The organism is Nocardia sp. NPDC006044 (assembly GCF_042871115.1).
Taxonomy (GTDB): domain Bacteria; phylum Actinomycetota; class Actinomycetes; order Mycobacteriales; family Mycobacteriaceae; genus Nocardia.
This window is the reverse complement of the sequence record NZ_JBIAID010000002.1, coordinates 760,354-777,386: the sequence shown is the minus strand read 5'-3', so window position 1 is coordinate 777,386 and position 17,033 is coordinate 760,354. Positions and strand designations below refer to the sequence as shown.

General features: G+C 69.7%; 20 protein-coding genes. 16 read left to right on the top strand and 4 right to left on the bottom strand.

All coding sequences use genetic code 11. The features are described 5' to 3' along the window. The first annotated feature begins 58 nt into the window (after positions 1–58). The 5 genes from proC (at position 59) to ACFYO1_RS21050 (ending at position 4,032) form a co-directional block, all read left to right on the top strand. Positions 59–916, top strand: coding sequence for a pyrroline-5-carboxylate reductase (proC, locus tag ACFYO1_RS21070; protein WP_387233374.1), 858 nt, complete (start codon positions 59–61; stop codon positions 914–916). Between the two features lie 194 nt (positions 917–1,110). Next, positions 1,111–1,395, top strand: a complete 285-nt coding sequence (locus ACFYO1_RS21065; RefSeq protein WP_375911616.1) for a helix-turn-helix domain-containing protein — start codon at positions 1,111–1,113, stop codon at positions 1,393–1,395. Positions 1,396–1,657: 262 nt separating this feature from the next. Then, positions 1,658–1,759, top strand: coding sequence for a 30S ribosomal protein bS22 (locus ACFYO1_RS21060; RefSeq protein ID WP_003402602.1), 102 nt, complete (start codon positions 1,658–1,660; stop codon positions 1,757–1,759). A gap of 216 nt (positions 1,760–1,975) precedes the next feature. Then, complete coding sequence (locus ACFYO1_RS21055; RefSeq protein ID WP_387235273.1) at positions 1,976–3,010, top strand: NAD-dependent epimerase/dehydratase family protein; 1,035 nt, start codon at positions 1,976–1,978, stop codon at positions 3,008–3,010. Continuing rightward, positions 3,007–4,032: a lysophospholipid acyltransferase family protein gene (locus ACFYO1_RS21050; RefSeq protein WP_387233371.1), complete on the top strand. Its 1,026-nt coding sequence runs from the start codon at positions 3,007–3,009 to the stop codon at positions 4,030–4,032. Before ACFYO1_RS21055 ends, ACFYO1_RS21050 begins: the two co-directional genes overlap by 4 nt. A gap of 150 nt (positions 4,033–4,182) precedes the next feature. On the opposite strand, the gene ACFYO1_RS21045 is transcribed toward ACFYO1_RS21050, so the two are convergent. Continuing rightward, entirely contained in the window at positions 4,183–5,136 is a 954-nt protein-coding gene (locus ACFYO1_RS21045) for an HAD family hydrolase (RefSeq protein ID WP_387235270.1), read from the bottom strand. 257 nt (positions 5,137–5,393) lie between these two features. On the opposite strand from ACFYO1_RS21045, the gene ACFYO1_RS21040 reads away from it, so the two are divergent. The 6 genes from ACFYO1_RS21040 (at position 5,394) to ACFYO1_RS21015 (ending at position 11,440) form a co-directional block, all read left to right on the top strand. After that, on the top strand, positions 5,394–5,654 hold the full coding sequence (locus ACFYO1_RS21040; protein ID WP_387233368.1) for a glutaredoxin family protein: 261 nt from the start codon (positions 5,394–5,396) through the stop codon (positions 5,652–5,654). Between the two features lie 252 nt (positions 5,655–5,906). Beyond that, positions 5,907–6,755, top strand: coding sequence for a redox-sensing transcriptional repressor Rex (locus tag ACFYO1_RS21035; RefSeq protein WP_387233365.1), 849 nt, complete (start codon positions 5,907–5,909; stop codon positions 6,753–6,755). Continuing rightward, positions 6,752–8,227 (top strand): glutamyl-tRNA reductase, encoded by a 1,476-nt coding sequence (locus tag ACFYO1_RS21030; RefSeq protein WP_387233362.1) that lies wholly within the window; start codon positions 6,752–6,754, stop codon positions 8,225–8,227. The genes ACFYO1_RS21035 and ACFYO1_RS21030 overlap by 4 nt, the downstream gene beginning before the upstream one ends. Before the next feature lie 49 nt (positions 8,228–8,276). After that, entirely contained in the window at positions 8,277–9,356 is a 1,080-nt protein-coding gene (gene hemC, locus ACFYO1_RS21025) for a hydroxymethylbilane synthase (RefSeq protein ID WP_387233359.1), read from the top strand. Between the two features lie 73 nt (positions 9,357–9,429). Beyond that, on the top strand, positions 9,430–10,995 hold the full coding sequence (locus tag ACFYO1_RS21020) for a bifunctional uroporphyrinogen-III C-methyltransferase/uroporphyrinogen-III synthase (protein WP_357385440.1): 1,566 nt from the start codon (positions 9,430–9,432) through the stop codon (positions 10,993–10,995). Positions 10,996–11,206: 211 nt separating this feature from the next. Then, positions 11,207–11,440 (top strand): hypothetical protein, encoded by a 234-nt coding sequence (locus ACFYO1_RS21015; RefSeq protein ID WP_387233356.1) that lies wholly within the window; start codon positions 11,207–11,209, stop codon positions 11,438–11,440. 61 nt (positions 11,441–11,501) lie between these two features. On the opposite strand, the gene ACFYO1_RS21010 is transcribed toward ACFYO1_RS21015, so the two are convergent. The 3 genes from ACFYO1_RS21010 to ACFYO1_RS21000 all read right to left on the bottom strand — a co-directional run bounded on the left by ACFYO1_RS21010 (position 11,502) and on the right by ACFYO1_RS21000 (position 13,789). Continuing rightward, positions 11,502–11,774 carry a hypothetical protein gene (locus ACFYO1_RS21010; RefSeq protein WP_378723263.1) on the bottom strand — a complete coding sequence of 91 codons (273 nt, stop codon included), beginning with the start codon at positions 11,772–11,774 and terminating at the stop codon, positions 11,502–11,504. 116 nt (positions 11,775–11,890) lie between these two features. Continuing rightward, positions 11,891–12,973 carry a tetratricopeptide repeat protein gene (locus ACFYO1_RS21005; RefSeq protein ID WP_387233351.1) on the bottom strand — a complete coding sequence of 361 codons (1,083 nt, stop codon included), beginning with the start codon at positions 12,971–12,973 and terminating at the stop codon, positions 11,891–11,893. Positions 12,974–13,003: 30 nt separating this feature from the next. After that, a complete protein-coding gene (locus tag ACFYO1_RS21000) occupies positions 13,004–13,789 on the bottom strand; it encodes a hypothetical protein (RefSeq protein WP_387233348.1) in 786 nt (261 codons plus the stop codon). A gap of 233 nt (positions 13,790–14,022) precedes the next feature. On the opposite strand from ACFYO1_RS21000, the gene hemB reads away from it, so the two are divergent. The 5 genes from hemB to ACFYO1_RS20975 all read left to right on the top strand — a co-directional run bounded on the left by hemB (position 14,023) and on the right by ACFYO1_RS20975 (position 16,908). Beyond that, positions 14,023–15,000, top strand: a complete 978-nt coding sequence (gene hemB / locus ACFYO1_RS20995; protein WP_150399819.1) for a porphobilinogen synthase — start codon at positions 14,023–14,025, stop codon at positions 14,998–15,000. Continuing rightward, positions 14,997–15,521 carry a hypothetical protein gene (locus ACFYO1_RS20990; protein WP_387233344.1) on the top strand — a complete coding sequence of 175 codons (525 nt, stop codon included), beginning with the start codon at positions 14,997–14,999 and terminating at the stop codon, positions 15,519–15,521. The genes hemB and ACFYO1_RS20990 overlap by 4 nt, the downstream gene beginning before the upstream one ends. A gap of 312 nt (positions 15,522–15,833) precedes the next feature. Then, a complete protein-coding gene (locus tag ACFYO1_RS20985; protein WP_387233342.1) occupies positions 15,834–16,382 on the top strand; it encodes a hypothetical protein in 549 nt (182 codons plus the stop codon). Next, positions 16,379–16,627, top strand: coding sequence for a hypothetical protein (locus ACFYO1_RS20980; protein ID WP_387233339.1), 249 nt, complete (start codon positions 16,379–16,381; stop codon positions 16,625–16,627). The genes ACFYO1_RS20985 and ACFYO1_RS20980 overlap by 4 nt, the downstream gene beginning before the upstream one ends. A gap of 44 nt (positions 16,628–16,671) precedes the next feature. Then, positions 16,672–16,908 (top strand): hypothetical protein, encoded by a 237-nt coding sequence (locus ACFYO1_RS20975; protein WP_387233336.1) that lies wholly within the window; start codon positions 16,672–16,674, stop codon positions 16,906–16,908. The last annotated feature ends 125 nt before the right edge of the window (positions 16,909–17,033 follow it).

Sequence of the window (17,033 nt, the reverse complement as noted above, 5' to 3'; positions counted from 1 at the left end):
GGCCCGCGAGGTAACGAGAGCGGTACTCATGACCGGCAGAAAGCGCGGAGAGGCGGATATGCGAATTGCGGTAATCGGTGGCGGGCGCATCGGGGAGGCGCTGATCGCGGGCCTGCTCGAGTCCGGTCGGCTGGCGAAGGACCTGGTTGTCGTGGAGACGTTCGCGGAGCGGGCCGCGCAGATCGCCGAGCGATTCGGGGTGCGGGTGACCGACTCGGTGGCCGACGCCGCGGTCGGCGCGGACCTGCTGGTCGTCGCGGTCAAGCCCGCCGACGTCGATGCGGTGATGACCGCGCTGGGCAAGGCCGCGCTGAGCGACAACGCCAGTGTCGACGCCGATCGCGACCAGATCCTGGTGTCGCTGGCGGCCGGCGTGCCCACCGCGCGGCTGGAGGCGAAGCTGCCCGCCGGTTTCCCGGTGGTGCGGGTGATGCCGAACACGCCGATGCTGGTCGGCCAGGGCATGAGCGTCATCGCGCCGGGCAGGCACGCGCGGCCGCCGCAGCTGGAGCTGGTGACCGAGGTGCTCGGCGCGGTCGGCAAGGTGGTCACGGTCGCGGAGGCGCAGATGGACGCGGCGACCGCGGTCTCGGGCTCCGGACCCGCCTACTTCTTCCTGATCGTCGAGGCCATGGTGGACGGCGGTGTCGGCCTCGGCCTCACCCGCGAGGTGGCCACCCAGCTGGTGGTGCAGACCATGCTCGGCTCGGCGGCCCTGCTCGACGAGTCCGACCAGGGGGCGGCGGAGCTACGCGCCGCGGTCACCTCGCCGGCCGGCACCACCGCGGCCGCAGTGCGCGAGCTCGAGCGCGGCGGCGTGCGTTCCGCCTTCCTGGAGGCGCTGCACGCGGCCAAGCAGCGCTCCGCGGAGGTCGGCGGCACGAGCGAAGGGCCGGTCGTCGGCAGCGCCATGTGAGCCTGCCGGACATCACTCGTTCGCAAGCACGCAACCGGTCGGTTCCCAATGGGAAAAGCTGATTTCTCACTCCCGTCGCAGTAACACCACTGGTCCCGCTAAGCTTCAAGCAGCACGTGCGTGTCTGTTCCGCCGGTGGGGAAGCCGGCGGCGCGGGCGTGCCGGAGGTCAATGGTGCAATGATGTCTAACAAGATGTCTGCAAGTAGCTCAGGAAGTTCGAGTGGCCCAGGTCCCTCAGGCGCCCGGGCCGGTTCCCGGACGCAAGGCGGTTCCGGGTCGCAGGGTCAACCCATGCTCGGCGGCACTCAGTTCCTCACGGTCGCCGAGGTGGCGAGCCTGATGCGAGTGTCCAAGATGACGGTGTACCGGCTGGTGCATTCCGGTGAGTTGCCCGCGGTGCGGGTGGGTCGTTCGTTCCGGGTGCACGCCAAAGCGGTGCACGACTATCTCGAGACGTCCTACTTCGACGCCGGATGAGCAGCTGATCCATCCGTGGCCCCCGGTCCGCGGGACGCCGTCGGACCTGGTCCGGCGGCGTTGGATCAGGCGGTTTCGGGGCCGGCCGGGCGTGCCGGTACGATAGACCCTCGGTTCGTGTTCGCCCGCCGGTGGCATCACCTGTGGTGTCCGGTGGTACCCGGCGGCGCGGACACTGGACGTGAGGCTTGCCGAACGACCGGTCAGTTGGCGTACGTGTGTAGCGTGCGCGCCGAGTAGAGAGAACGCGAGGAACAACCCTATGGGTTCTGTGATCAAGAAGCGCCGCAAGCGCATGTCGAAGAAGAAGCACCGCAAGCTGCTTCGCCGCACACGTGTGCAGCGGCGCAAACTCGGCAAGTAAGCGCTGCGCGTCAGCTCGAGGACCCGTCACCGTGAGGTGGCGGGTCTTTATTGTTTCCGGTGATAGAAGTCATCGTTAGAACCTGGTAAATACCAACAGAACCCGGGAACGCAGCGGCTACCCTAGGAACCGGGGAATAAGTGAAATGGGGGCTTGCCAAGGTGGGATGCGGTGCCGGTGGCTTCTGACACTCGAGACGGACACACGCCGAAAGTCGTGTTGGTGACCGGTGCGAGTCGCTTCTTCGGCGGTAACGTGGTCGCTCGTCTCGCCCAGGATCCCGATATCGATCGCGTCATCGCGGTCGACACCATGACCCCCAGCCGGGAGCTGCAGCGGCGCATGGGCCGCGCCGAGTTCGTGCGCGCGGATATCCGAAATCCGTTGATCCGTAAGGTGATCGATGGTGGCGCGGTGGACACCGTGGTGCATGCCGCGATGCTGGCCAAGCCACCGGCCGGGGCCGGCCGAGCGGTGATGAAGGACCTGAACGTGCTCGGCGCGATGCAGTTGTTCGCGGTATGTCAGAAGGCGCCGACGGTGCGCCGGGTGGTCGTGCGCTCCACCTCGGCGGTGTACGGATGCAGCGCGAAGGACCCGGCGAAATTCACCGAAGAAATGAGTGCGCGCACGCCGCCGCGCGGTGCGTTCGCGCGCGACATGATCGACATCGAAGGTTTCGTGCGCGGACTCGCGCGGCGGCGTCCAGATATTGCAACGGCCATTCTGCGTTTGGCACCAATTGTCGGACCGCGTTTGGCGAGTCGCGGTGTGCAGTATCTCCGTTCGCCGATCACGCCGACGGTCTTCGGCCGGGACGCGCGCATCCAGCTGCTGCATCAGGAGGACGCGGTCGCCGCGCTCGCGCACGCCGCGCTCAGTGCCCGTGGCGGCACCTACAACATCGCCGGTGACGGCTCGCTCGCGCTGTCCCAAGCGGTGCGGCGGGCGGGCCGGATCGAACTGCCGGTGCCGTTCGCGCTGTTCCGCACGGCGGGCCGGGTGCTGATGGGCCCGGTCATGCGCGAGTTCTCCGGCGAACAGCTCGATTACTTCCATTTCGGCTGCGGCCTGGACACCACCCGGATGCGGGCCGAACTCGGCTTCGTCCCGCGCTGGACCACGGTGCAGGCCTTCGACGACTTCATCGGGGGCGCAGCGTTGCGGCCCGTCATCGATCCCGCGTGGATCGATGCCGCAGAACACAAACTGCTCGGCCTGCTCGGGGCCGGTACGGGAGCACAGCAATGAACGACGTAGCGAAAGTCATCCGACTCCACGACCTGCAGGACGACGCGCGCCCGCGCCCGCCCGCCCGGCGCTGGCCGGAGCATGCGCAGAGCGAAGCGCCCAGCCCGGTGATCTCGCTCACCGACCGGCTGGCCGCCACCGAACCCGCTGCGCCGCAATCGTTGTCGGACCTGGTGCGCGGCGCGCTGGGCAAGCAGATCGGCAAGACCGCCGAGTTCGCCCGGCGCCGGCTCACCGGCGACTATCAGGTGGACGAGTTCGGCTTCGACGAGCACCTGCTCGAGTCGGTCATCCTGCCCGCGCTGCGCCCGATGTCGGAGCTGTGGTTCCGGGTGCAGGTCAGCGGGATGGAGAACATCCCGGAGGCGGGTGGCGCGCTGATCGTGGCCAATCACGCGGGCACCCTGCCGCTGGACGGGTTGATGCTGCAACTGGCCATCCACGATCACCACCCGAAGCAGCGCGCGCTGCGCCTGCTGGCCGCCGACCTGATTTTCGAGACGCCGCTGCTCGGCGCGCTCGCCCGCAAAGCCGGGCACACCCTCGCCTGCCGCGAGGACGCCGAACGTCTGCTGCGCTCCGGCGAACTCACCGGCGTCTTCCCGGAGGGCTTCAAGGGCGTCGGCAAGCAGTACGCCGACCGCTACAAGCTGCAACGCTTCGGCCGCGGCGGATTCGTGGCCGCGGCGGTGCGCACCGGTGTGCCGATCATCCCGTGCTCCATCGTGGGTTCGGAGGAGATCTATCCGAAGCTGGCCGACCTGCAACCGCTGGCCCGGCTGCTCGGCCTGCCGTACTTCCCGGTGACGCCGCTGTTCCCGCTGCTCGGTCCGCTCGGCGCGGTGCCGCTGCCGTCGAAGTGGTACATCGAGTTCGGCGCGCCCATCCCCACCACCGGCTACGAGCCGGAGGCCGCCGACGACCCGATGACCATGTTCGAGGTCACCGACCAGGTCCGCGAGACCATCCAGTCGACGCTCTACAAGCTGCTCACCAAGCGCCGCAACCCGTTCACCGGGTAGTGGCCCGACCGCCGGGCACCAGTCGGTAAACCCCTCGGCCGCACTGGTTTCCGGCGCTCGTGCCGCTCAGCCCTCAGCGTCTGATTTGAGGGCTTCGCTGCGCCTGCGTGGTGACGCTGCGCTGCCGCCTCCGGCGCTGACGCTCAGCCCTCAGTGCTCGCGCTTGCGGGTCACCGCGGCGGCCACCGCGCCGCCCGCGGCGCCGAGCGCCAGCGCGGTCGGCACGCCGATCTTGGCCGCCTTGCGCCCGGTGCGGAAGTCGCGGATCTCCCAGCCCCGGTTCTTCGCCACCTCGCGCAGATCCGAATCCGGGTTGATCGCGACCGCGGTGCCGACCAGCGAGAGCATCGGCACGTCGTTGTGACTGTCCGAGTACGCGGTACAACGCTTGAGGTTCAACCCCTCTCGGATCGCCAGCGTGCGCACCGCGTGCGCCTTGCCCAGGCCGTGCAGGATGTCGCCGACCAGTCGTCCGGTGAACTTGCCGTCCACGCTCTCGGCCACCGTGCCGAGCGCGCCGGTGAGCCCGAGCCGCTTGGCGATCACCTGGGCCAGCTCGACCGGCGTCGCGGTGACCAGCCAGACCTGCTGTCCCGCGTCCAGGTGCATCTGCGCGAGTGCCCTTGTGCCGGGCCAGATCTTGTCCGCGATGATCTCGTCGTAGATCTCCTCGCCCAGTTCGGCCAGCTCGGCGGTGGGGCGCCCGGCGATGAACGCCAGCGCCTTCTCCTTGCCGCTGACCATGTCGGAGCTGTTCTCCCGCCCGGTAACCCGGAACTTGACCTGCTTCCAGGCCACGTCGACCAGGTCGGAGGTCTTGAAGTACTTGCGCGCGGCCAGGCCGCGGGCGAAGTGCACGATCGACGCGCCCTGCACCATGGTGTTGTCCACGTCGAAGAACGCCGCGGCGGTCAGATCGCGCGGCACCTCGGGGGAGGTGTCGCCGGGCTCCGCGAGCGCCAATTCCGCGTCATGCAAGGACAATGCGGCGTCGGCGCTGGCCTCGCCGGCCAGGTTGGCCCGCAGCTCTTCCTCGCTGGGGCCAAAGGGGCTGCGCGGGATGCGGGCCAGCTGATCCTGCAGACCCTCGCCGATCGCGCCCAGATTCCACCGCGCCGGAAACTCGCCGAATCGTCCCGCGATGAATCCGGCCCTTGCCACCTTCGATCGTTCCGGCACCGATACCTCCGCCCGTCGCGCGAACCACGTCAACAGTAACCGGGCGGGCCGACAGTCATCGCAGAAGGCGGCGTGAGACACAATCGCGCAGCGCTCATTCCGCCTTCGGGGTGCGGGGTCCCCCGCATGGCAGGGCACCTGGCAGACCGATCCGGGCGTGGCGAGGGGATTTAATATCCGCCATGACCAATCCCACACATGCGGTGACCCTGTTGACCAGATCCGGCTGTGGCCTGTGCGTCACCGCGCTGGACCAGTTGCGCACGATCTGCGCCGAGTTCGGCATCGAGCCGGCGACGGTGGATGTGGACGAGGCCGCGGCCACCGATCCCGGCCTGCGCGCGGAGTTCGGCGATCGTTTGCCGGTCGTGCTGCTCAACGGTCGTGAGCACAGCTATTTCGACGTCGACGAGGCTCGATTGCGGGCGGACCTGAGCCGCTAACCGATAGCGATCCCTGTCCATTTCCGCCGCAGCGCTGGTCGCGACGGAAAATGAGGCCAATTTCACCGACTTTGTGAAGGGCTGCACAAGCAGTTACGGTGGTGGCACGCGGACCCGCTTGCCGAGGCTGCGGGCCCACCGCGTACAGACACCCAGCATCAGCGACACTTCGACCATGGCACCGGACCGTCCCGGGCCAGAGGTCCAGCGACGAACCGGAACCCGATCGGGCCGGAACGAGGAGCCGACGACGTGACAGAGCAGCATGAGGCGCCGAGCGGCGTCTCCGGCAGGGCTCTGCAAAAAGATATTCCGCAGGCCACCGTCGCGCGTCTGGCGACCTATCTCCGGGTCCTCGCCACGTTGGCCGACGAGGGTGTTGCCATCGTATCGAGTGAGGAACTCGCTGTCGCGGCGGGTGTCAATTCGGCGAAGTTGCGCAAGGACCTTTCCTTCCTCGGACCCAATGGCGTACGGGGTGTCGGCTATGACGTAGCCAGGCTGAGGACAAGGATCGAGGATGTGCTCGGCCTGTCGCAGGGACACCGCGTGGTGCTCGTCGGCGCCGGGAATCTCGGCCGGGCCCTGGTCGGTTACGGCGGATTCCAGCGGCGTGGCTTCACCGTGGTCGGCATCTTCGACAACCACCCCGAGGTGATCGGCCTTCCGGTCGCCGGGTTGGTGGTGCGCGACGTCGCCGGACTGGCCGAGGCGGTCGCCGCGCTCGATCCGACCATCGCGGTCATCACCGTGCCCGACGACGCCGCGCAGGACGCCTGCGACCGGCTGGTCGCGGCCGGGCTGCAATCGATCCTGAGCTTCGCGCCGGTCGAACTGATCGCGCCGAGCACGGTCGAGCTGCGCCGGGTGGACCTCGCGGTCGAGCTGCAGATGCTGTCGTTCGAGCGAGTGCGCAACGCGGACAACGCATCCCCGGCCAAGACGCCGGAGGTGGTGCGGCCCAGCCGGATCAGCCACCGCGCGCCCACCGCGCACACCTCGGCCGTGCATCAGGCCCTCAAGCATTCGGCGGCCGCGCATACGGCGTCCTCGCACCCGGCAACGGAGCCAAGCAGCAAGGGATCGGTGGTTATTCCATGAGTGTTCTTTTGGTCGGGATCTCGCACCGGAGCGCACCGGTCTCGGTGCTGGAGAAGGTGGCCATCGCCGATGCCGACCGGCCCAAGCTGATCGACCGCATGCTCACCTCGAGCCACGTCTCCGAGGCGATGATCGTCTCGACCTGCAACCGGGTCGAGGTCTACGCCGTAGTCGATGCCTTCCACGGCGGTCTCGCCGAGGTCGGCGACCTGCTCACCAAGCATTCCGGGCTGCCGCTGCCGGACCTGACCAAGCACGCCTACGTGCGCTACAGCGAGGCTGCCGCCGAGCACCTGTTCGCGGTGGCCAGCGGGCTGGACTCGATGGTGATCGGCGAGCAGCAGGTGCTCAGCCAGATCCGCGGCGCGTACGCCTCCGCCGACGCGCAGCAGGCGGTCGGGCGGACCCTGCACGAGCTGGCCCAGCACGCGCTGCGGGTCGGCAAGCGGGTGCACTCGGAGACCGGGATCGACCGTGCCGGAGCGTCGGTCGTGTCCGTCGCGCTGGATCGGGCGCAGCAGGTGCTCGGGGCGGCAGCGGCGGGGGCCGCCGCCGGATCACCCAGCGCGCTGGCCGGGCGGACCGCCGCCGTGGTCGGCGCCGGCGCCATGGGCAGCCTCGCGGTGGCGCATCTCGCGCGGGCGGGCGTCGACCGGATCATCGTGGTGAACCGCACCATCGGCCGGGCCGCGCGGCTGGCCGAGACCGCGGGCACCTACGGCGTGGCCGCCGAGGCGCTGGAACTGTCCCGGCTCCCCGAGGCGATGGCCGCGGCCGACGTGGTCATCACCTGTACCGGCGCCGTCGGCAACGTGGTGACCCTGGCCGACACCCACCGCGCGCTGACCGAGCGCGAGCGCGGCGTCGAATCCGCCTCCGCCGAACGGCCATTGGTGTTCTGCGACCTCGGCCTGCCCCGTGACGTCGAGCACGCCGTCGCCGGATTGCCCGGCGTGACGGTCATCGACATCGAGACCCTGCAGCGCGACCCCGCGGCGGGCGCGGCCGCCGACGACACCGCCGCCGCCCGCGCGATCGTCGCCGACGAGCTGGCCAAATACCTGACCGGCCAGCGGATGGCCGAGGTCACCCCGACCGTGGCCGCGCTGCGCCAGCGCGCCGCCGAGGTGGTCGAAGCCGAACTGCTGCGGCTGGATTCGCGGCTGCCCAGCCTGGCCGATCCGGAGCGCGACGAGGTGGCCCGCACGGTGCGCCGGGTGGTGGACAAGCTGCTGCACGCGCCGACGGTGCGGGTCAAGCAGCTAGCGTCCACCCCGGGCGGCGACAGCTACGCCGAGGCGCTGCGCGAGCTGTTCGAGCTGAAACCGGGTGCGGCGCAGGCGGTGGCCACCCCGATGGAGATCAGCGCGATCGGCGACCACGCGGGCATGCTGCTCACCGACGCCGACATCGCCCTGGTCGACGACTTCACCGCGAGCCAGCAGGGCGACGAACAGGGGCAGCCGGCATGACGGCGCCCAGGAACGGTACGGCCGCGATCCGCACCCCCGAGGTGCGGGCATGACACTCGCGCAGGAAGAGGACAACGTGACGGCAGGCAGCACGCGCGCGCCGTGGCGGATCGGCACGCGCGGCAGCCTGCTCGCGCTCACCCAGTCGGGCACCATCCGCGACGCGCTGGTCGCGGCGGGCCACGAGGCCGAGCTGGTGGTGGTCAAGACCCTCGGCGATCTGTCCTCCGAGCCCGTGCAGCAGATCGGGGTCGGCGTCTTCACCTCCGCGCTGCGCGACGAACTGGCCGCGGGCAGCATCGACATCGCGGTGCACTCCTATAAGGACCTGCCGACCGCGCAGGACCCGCGCTTCACCATCGCGGCCATCCCGCCCCGGCAGGACCCGCGCGACGCGCTGGTCGCCCGCGACGGACTGGTGCTCGGCGAACTACCCGCCGGGGCCAAGGTCGGCACCTCGGCCCCGCGCCGCGCCTCCCAGCTGCGCGCGCTCGGCCTCGGCCTGGACATCGTCCCGCTGCGCGGCAACCTGGACACCCGGCTGCGCAAGGTCAGCGACGGCGATCTCGACGCGGTCGTGGTCGCCAGAGCCGGCCTGGCCAGAATCGATCGGCTCGACGCGGTGACCGAGGCCTTGGAACCGGTGCAGATGCTCCCGGCGCCGGGCCAGGGTGCGCTGGCCGTCGAATGCCGCAGCGGGGACGCCGAACTCATCGAGGTGCTCGGCGCGCTGGACGACGCCGCGACGCGCGCGTCGATCAGCGCGGAGCGGGCGCTGCTCGCCGAGCTCGAGGCGGGCTGCACCGCGCCGATCGGCGCGCTCGCCGAGGTGGTCGAGTCGATCGACGAGGACGGCCGGATCTTCGACGAGCTCTCGCTGCGCGGTTGCGCCGCGGCCGTCGACGGGTCCGATGTGGTCCGGGCCTCGATCGTCGGTGCGCCGGCCGAGGCGGACCGGCTCGGCCGGGCCCTGGCCCGCGAGCTCCTCGACATGGGCGCGCGCGAACTACTCAGCGTCGTCGAACCAGGGCCCAGCGGCCCCGAACCGGAAGCCGGTTCGAACACCCAGGCGGTGAACGCGCCCGCCACAGACTTCACCCAACCCAGCCCAATGGAGAACAGCCAATGAGCGAGCGCAGCGAGCGATTCATGACACAGTGCGCACCGCGCATGACGGAACCGAGCGCCAGCGAGGTGGAGGCATGAGCGGTCGAGCTACCAAGAAGCAGCCAGGTCGGATCCTTTTTGTCGGGTCAGGTCCTGGCGACCCGGCGTTGCTCACCGTGCGCGCCCGTGAGGTGATCGGCCGCGCGACGCTGGCGTTCACCGATCCCGATGTCGACAAGGGTGTGCTCGCCCTGATCGGGACCGCGGTCGAGCCCGGCGAGGACGGGGAGCGTCCGGTGGACGTGCGCCCGGCCCTCGGCGAGCCCGCCGAGGTGGCCAAGACGCTGATCGCCGAGGCCCGTAACGGCCACGACGTGGTCCGCGTCGTCGCCGGCGACCCGTTGACCACCGACTCGGTGATCGCCGAGGTCAATGCGGTGACCCGCTCGCACATGGTGTTCGAGGTGCTGCCCGGCCTGCCCAACGGTTCGGCCGTGCCGAGCTACGCGGGCATCGCGCTGGGCTCCGGGCATACCGAGGCCGACGTGCGCGGCGAGGTCGACTGGGCCGCGCTGGCCGCCGCCCCCGGACCGCTGGTGCTGCACGCCACCTCCGGGCACCTGGCCGAGACCGCGAGCGCCCTGGTCGAACACGGCATGGCGCCGCAGACCCCGGTCGCGGTGACCGTGCGCGGCACCACCCGCCAGCAGCGCACCATCGAGGCCACCCTGGCCACGTTGAACAGCGCTGCCTCCGAGCTGGTCGGCCCGCTGGTGGTGACCATCGGCAAGGTGGTCGCGTCGCGCTCGAAGATGTCCTGGTGGGAGTCGCGCGCGCTGTACGGCTGGACCGTGCTGGTGCCGCGCACCAAGGACCAGGCGGGCGAGATGAGCGAGCGGCTGGTCACGCACGGCGCCATCCCGATGGAGGTGCCGACGATCGCGGTCGAGCCGCCGCGCAGTCCCGCGCAGATGGAGCGCGCGGTCAAGGGTCTGGTCGACGGCCGCTACCAGTGGGTGGTGTTCACCTCGACCAACGCGGTGCGCGCGGTGTGGGAGAAGTTCGCCGAGTTCGGTTTGGACGCACGGGCTTTCTCCGGCGTGAAGATCGCCTGCGTCGGCGAGGCCACCGCGGACCGGGTCCGCTCGTTCGGCATCAACCCCGAGCTGGTGCCCAGCGGGGAACAGTCCTCCGAGGGCCTGCTCGCCGACTTCCCGCCCTACGACGACGTTTTCGATCCGGTCAATCGGGTCCTGCTGCCGCGCGCCGACATCGCCACCGAGACGCTGGCCGAGGGCCTGCGCGACCGCGGCTGGGAGATCGACGACGTCACCGCGTACCGCACGGTGCGCGCCTCGCCGCCGCCGGCCGAGACCCGCGAGATGATCAAGACCGGCGGTTTCGACGCGGTGCTGTTCACCTCGTCCTCCACGGTGCGCAACCTGGTCGGCATCGCGGGTAAGCCGCACGCGCGCACCATCGTCGCGTGCATCGGCCCGAAGACCGCCGAGACGGCCATCGAATTCGGTCTGCGCGTCGATGTGCAGCCCGAGGTGGCGCAGGTCGGCCCGCTGGTCGAGGCGCTGGCCGAGCACGCGGCCCGGCTGCGCGCCGAGGGGCTGCTGCCGCCGCCGCGGAAGAAGAGCCGCCGCAGCCGCTGATCGCGTTCGGCCACACTGCCCGTACCGAGTTCGGTACGGGCAGTGTGCATTTCGTTCACGGTATCGAGGTTGTATCGATATCGGCTGTGCGGCAATGGATTTCGTGTCACATCGACGACCGTGCCCATGGAACTATGGGCATCTCACCTCTCGGGGTCGCGGCTAGTTTGGCCTGGCGTGTTAGCGCGATCACAAGAGAGAGCTGGTTTTCATGAAACGATCGATAGTGCACGTCGGTGCGGCAACCTTCGCCACCCTGGCCATCGTATTATCCGGCAGCGCTTCGGCTTTCGCGGCGCCCGCGCCGACCGCCGCGCCCGCCTACATCGATGGGTCGACGGGTAGTTCGACCGGTTCGGTGCAGGGTTTGCCCGCGGTCGCGCGCGGGTTCGTCTGCCTGCTCAAGACGATGTCCGGCGGAGTCGGCAGCATCTGCACCGTTTAGCGCACATTACGACCAGGGGCCGACGGCGTCCGCCATCGGCCCCTGCCTTTATCTCGTTGCCTCAGTACCGCTTTCGCAGCAGCGTCCGCACCATCGTGCAGGTGAGATCGGACGGCGGGCGGATGCCGATCACCTCGGCGGTGTGCCGGATGCACTTGTTGTTCGCCGCACTCGGGTTGTACACCCCCGAGTCCAGCAGCGCGATGGTCAGCCGCATCGCCTTGAGTTTCCGATTGTGGCGCACATACCACGACCGCGGGCGCCCCGCGGGCAGCCGCTGCTTCTCCAGCGGAGTGTAGGGACGATCGATGAGGACGGTCTTCGTCGCGGGCACAGGCTTCCCTCCCGTTGCGATCGGGGATTCGGCGAATCCCCTCGAACACTGTTTCGATCATACCAACCCCCACCGACAAAAACCCCTGGCAGCAAGGGGTTCGGCGACCGTGATGCTCAAATGTCGTGCAGCAGTTTGAGTGACTGCGGATGGCCTAGGGCGGCGGCTCGTTCCAGTAGGTGTCTGGCTTCCTGCTGGGCCGGGGTGCGGCCGGTGGCGATGGCGGCGGCGGCGCGCAGGATGCCGGGTTCGGAGAGGTCGCCGGCGAGCGGGAGGGCATCTTGTTCGCGCAGGAACAGGGCCAGGTGGAACATCGAGTCGGGGTCGCCTGCCTCGGCTCCGCGGCGCAGCCAGTGCTCGCCCGCCTCGGTATTGCCGTGATCGAGGTGCAGGGAGCCGAGGATCGCCATGGCGTCGGTGCGGCCGCGGCGGACCGCTTCGGTGAGCAGCTCGACGGCTCGTCCGGTATCGCCGCGCCGGGCCATGTAGAGGCCCAGAGTTCGCATGGCCGTGGGATTTCCGGCTTCGGCCGCGCGTTCGTACCACGCCTCGGCCTCGTCGTTGCTACCCCGCCGATTGGCGACAACGCCCATGTTGCACAACGCTTCCGGCGATCCCGCGTCGGCGGCGGGGCGCAACCAGCGTTCGGCCGCATCGATGTTGCCGCGCTCCAGATGCAGCAGTCCGAGTTGCAGGTCCGCACCCGCACAGCCCGCGGCGATCGCGGATTCCAGCCAGTGGACCGCGTCGGCGATCCGCCCGTGCGTGCCGAGCAGCAGGCCGAGATCGGCCATCGCGCTCGCACTGCCGCGCTCGGCGGCCGTGCGGAACCAGTGCTCGGCCTCGGTCAACTCGTGCGCGTCCCGCAGCAGATGGGCGAGCTGCTCCATTGCGCCGAGGTCCCCGCGCTCGGCGATCGCGCGCAGCGTGGCACGCCTGCGCTCGTGCGCGGTCGGCGCGGGATCCGGGCGCGGGTCGCGGAACAATTGCAGGCCGAACGGATCCACCGGATGATCGTCGTCGGGCAGCTCACCGCGTTCCCGGCTGGCGATCGACGCGCTCCATTCGGCGAACCGCTCGTCCTCGGGCCCGATCTCGATCATCCCGTTGGCGATGGTCCCGTCCGGCTGCTTGCCCTGCCACGGAATCAACAGGCGCCCGTCGGACAGCCGGCGGGCACCCGGGGCAGGCTGCGTCATGGGGCATCACAGCGGATCATCGCGGGCCTTTCACGCCGGGTCGGGTGTGCCGTGCCGATAGCCGTGGGTGTCGGCGTATTCGGCGAGTTGTGATTCGTAGCTGCTCAGGCTGTCGAGCAACCAGGTGTCCCCAGTGTCCTTCACGACCACGATCGGTCCCTTGGTACCCGGCGAAAGGGCCGGTGCGGTGCCGTCGGTGTACCAGGACGTGGTCGACCACGGAAAAACGAACGCCCAGCCGACATCGGAGACGTGGCCCTGCGGGCCGAGCTGGAACGGATCGACCGGAACGGCGAAGCGCGCGCTGTGCTGAGCGAGCAGATGCCGGGCGCTGTTGCGCGCGACCCGGATGTCCATCGGCCCGGTCGCGGTGTTCGGGAACGGCAGCGTCGCGTCCGGCATCGCGCTCAGTTGCCGCCCCGCGGCCACCGAGACCTGGCACGGCCTGCTCTGCAGCCGCAGGAAGATCGTGTGCGCGGTGTCGGAGAAACGCAGCTGCACGGTGGCGTCCTCGGTGTGCCCGACCAGATGGCGGCCCAGGCTCTGGGTCAGCTCGCGCTCGTCCGGCGTCATGCCCAGATCGTCGAAGGCGCGCCGGGCCACCGTCATCAGCTCCGGCTCGGCCAGTTGCCGCGCGATGAACTCGACGCGGAAGATCTGCCCGCTGCCGTCGGCGGCCCGCCACGCGCGCAGCGTCGTCGCCGGTGCCGTGAGTCCGCCGGTGAGCACCGGCCACCAGTCCGAAAGCAGTACCGCGATCCACGACTCGAAGTCGGCGGCTCGGGCCAGCGAAATTTCGGTGTGCGGTTCGGTCATGCTGTCCCCCAGGGGGTCTCGCCCTCCTGTCGGAGTATGCGCCATCGGCCTGCGCGACAGGTGTGATTTCGCACACCGTTACCTGCGATCCAGGGTCGATCCGCGCGTTGTGTGCATGCCGGGCCGGTGGCGCGGCGAAAACGTCCAGCTCCGTCGCGGCGGCGCCGAAGCACCCCGCCGGCCAGGCGGCGGGCGCTCGCGACAGCCTCCGGCGCCGGGCGTATCGTGCGGTTATGACCGGATTGGACCGCCCGCGGCGGTTGCGCCGTACCCCCGCATTGCGTCGTCTCGTAGCCGAAACCACGCTCGAGCCACGGCAATTGGTGTTGCCGATGTTCGTGGCCGACGGCTTGGACGAGGCGCGGGAGATCAGCTCGATGCCCGGCGTCTACCAGCATTCGATGGATTCGCTACGCAAGGCGGCCGTCGAGGCGGTGACCGCGGGCGTCGGCGGCCTGATGCTCTTCGGCGTGCCCCGCCACGAGGACAAGGACGCCACCGGCAGCCAGGCCAGCGACCCGGACGGCATCCTCAACCGCGGCCTGCGCGCGCTGGCCGACGAGGTCGGCGAGTCGACCGTGATCATGGCCGACACCTGTCTCGACGAATTCACCGATCACGGCCACTGCGGCGTGCTCGCCGCCGACGGCTCGGTGGACAACGACGCCACCCTGCACCGCTACGTCGAGATGGCGCTGGCCCAGGCCGCCTCCGGCGCGGACCTGCTCGGCACCAGCGGCATGATGGACGGCCAGGTCGGCGCGATCCGGCGCGGCCTGGACGCGGTCGGCCGCACCGACACCGGCATCCTGGCCTACGCGGCCAAGTACGCCTCGGCGTTCTACGGCCCGTTCCGCGAGGCCGTCGCCTCGTCGCTGGAGGGTGACCGGCGCACCTATCAGCAGGACCCGGCGAACCGCCGCGAGGCGATCCGCGAACTCGAGCTGGACCTGGCCGAGGGCGCGGACATCGTGATGGTGAAGCCGGCCATGTCCTACCTGGACATCCTGCGCGACGTCGCGGACCGCTCGCCGGTCCCGGTCGCGGCGTATCAGATCTCCGGTGAGTACTCGATGATCACCGCGGCCGCCGAGCGCGGCTGGATCGATCGCCGCGGCGCCATTCTCGAATCGCTCATGGGCATCCGGCGGGCGGGTGCGGATTTCGTGCTCACCTACTGGGCGACCGAAGCCGCACACTGGTTGTCGTGACGAACCTGCCGGGACCGATCGGCGCCGCGCCCGCACCCGCGCCGATGCCGGTGGACGTCGGCACCGCGCGGCAATTGTGGTGGGGCGTGATCGGATTCGGCGTGGTGCAGCTGATCGCGTCGATGGTGGCGGCGCTGCCACAGCGGCACACCTTCGCCAAGCAGGTCTTCGACCAGGCCAGGGAAAAGGACCCGCAGGTCACCCTGGCCAGCGCCGAGCTGATGGTCGCGCTGGTCTACGTCGTCGTGGTGTTCATCGGGCTCGGCGTCGCCGCGCTCGCACTGCTGATCGTGCATCAGTTCGCCCGCGGCAAGCTATGGGCGCGCACCATGCTGACCATCGCGGGGGTGTGGCTGGTGGTGATCGGCGTCGGCGCGCTGTTCGCGTTCGGCTCGGTGACCGGCACCGCCTCACTGCTCGCCGGCGGCGCCGCGATCGTGCAGGCGGTGCTCGCGGGCGGCGCGATCTACCTGTCGCACCGGCCGGAATCGACCGCTTATTTCCAGGTGAGCCGGCGGTGAACGGTTGGTGCCCGAATTTGTCGGGGCAACGCAGGCATGTATCGTGAGGGTTGTCACAGTGGACATGGGAACCGGTAGTTGCTTGTCAGACGTTGTCACACCTCGCGTGCGGGAACTCGTCGAATGGCTCCGGGGAATCGGAGGCATCAATGCGAGTGGTGATCCAACAGCCGCAGAGCATTCGGCGGGAATTGGCCGTGTTGAGCCTGCTGATCCTGTTCGGCGTCGTCACCGTCGCCGTGTTGCTGTTGCCCGGTCTCACTCGCTGATTCCGCGCTCCGCCTTGCCGATTCGCGACGCCATGGGCGTCGCGTGAGCGAGCGGCCGGACGAGTCCGGCATCCTCTTCGCCGAGCCCGGTGCCCGCTGGCGCACCGTCGCCTACGGCCCCATTCTGTGCTTGATCATCTTCGTGGTGGAACTGGCCACCGGTAGTTCCGTGCACTGGTTCGCGCTGCTGTTCTGCGGCTCGCTGATCGCCATGTTCGTTGTGCTGCAAGTGATCGCGGGCCGACGCCACGTCAGCGTCGAACTCACCGCCGACACGCTGCGTGAAGGCACCGAAACCCTCCCGCTCAGCTCGATCGACGCAGTCCTGCCCGAACGCGACGAAGACGCCTGGGACGACGAGGACTGGGAACAAGCCCGCGCGCTCGGCGAACTGAGCGGCGTACCCCGCCGCCGCACCGGCATCGGCTTGCGCCTGACCGGCGGCAGCCTGGTGCAGGCGTGGGCGAAAGACCATCGCACCCTGCGCGCCGAATTGACCACGGCCATCGGCCAACCGCCGGAACCAGCAGCCGCGGACGAGCCGGAGACCCGGACCGAGGACCGGCACAGCGAGAACGGAGTCGACCGATGAGGGGATCGATCACGGTGGCCGCCACCGAATTCGGCGTGGTGGTGCTCGGGCTCGTCGCCGCGGTGCTGAGCTGGCAGCAGGGCATCCAGAAGACCACCTTCGCCGCTATCGGCCAGGCGCCGGAATTCGTCGCGACCCGCTACGTCACGCCGTGGCTGCTGCTCGCCGCGGTCCTGGTCGCGATCGCGGGTCTGTGCGCCATCGACGCGGCCGGCCGCGTCGTGCGCGTGCGCCGAGATCGCTGACGCAGCGCCCGTTTCGGTCCGCCCATCGCGGGAATATCGGACCCATGAAACCGACAGTCACCCTCCAGCGGACGCTCCTCGGTGCCGCAGCCGTCGGCATGATCGGCGCGGCAACGGTGGCCCCGGCGGTCGCCGCGCCCGCCGAGGTTTCCCCGGCGCCACCCACGGTGACGCCCGTTCTGGTGCAGACACCACCGTCGCCGCTGCTGCACGCGCTACCCGCCCCGCTGGCCTGCCTGGTGACCACCGGGTTCGCCCTGTGGTGCATCGGCATCACCTAGAAATCGGTTGTTGCGGAGCAGGTTCGGGCCGGCATCGACTAGCGTGCAGGGGCGCCGGGCGGGCTGCTCGCGGCCGTCCGTGCGTTGTCAGGATTACCTCTGCGGCCGTTAGTATTTCGGCCGTA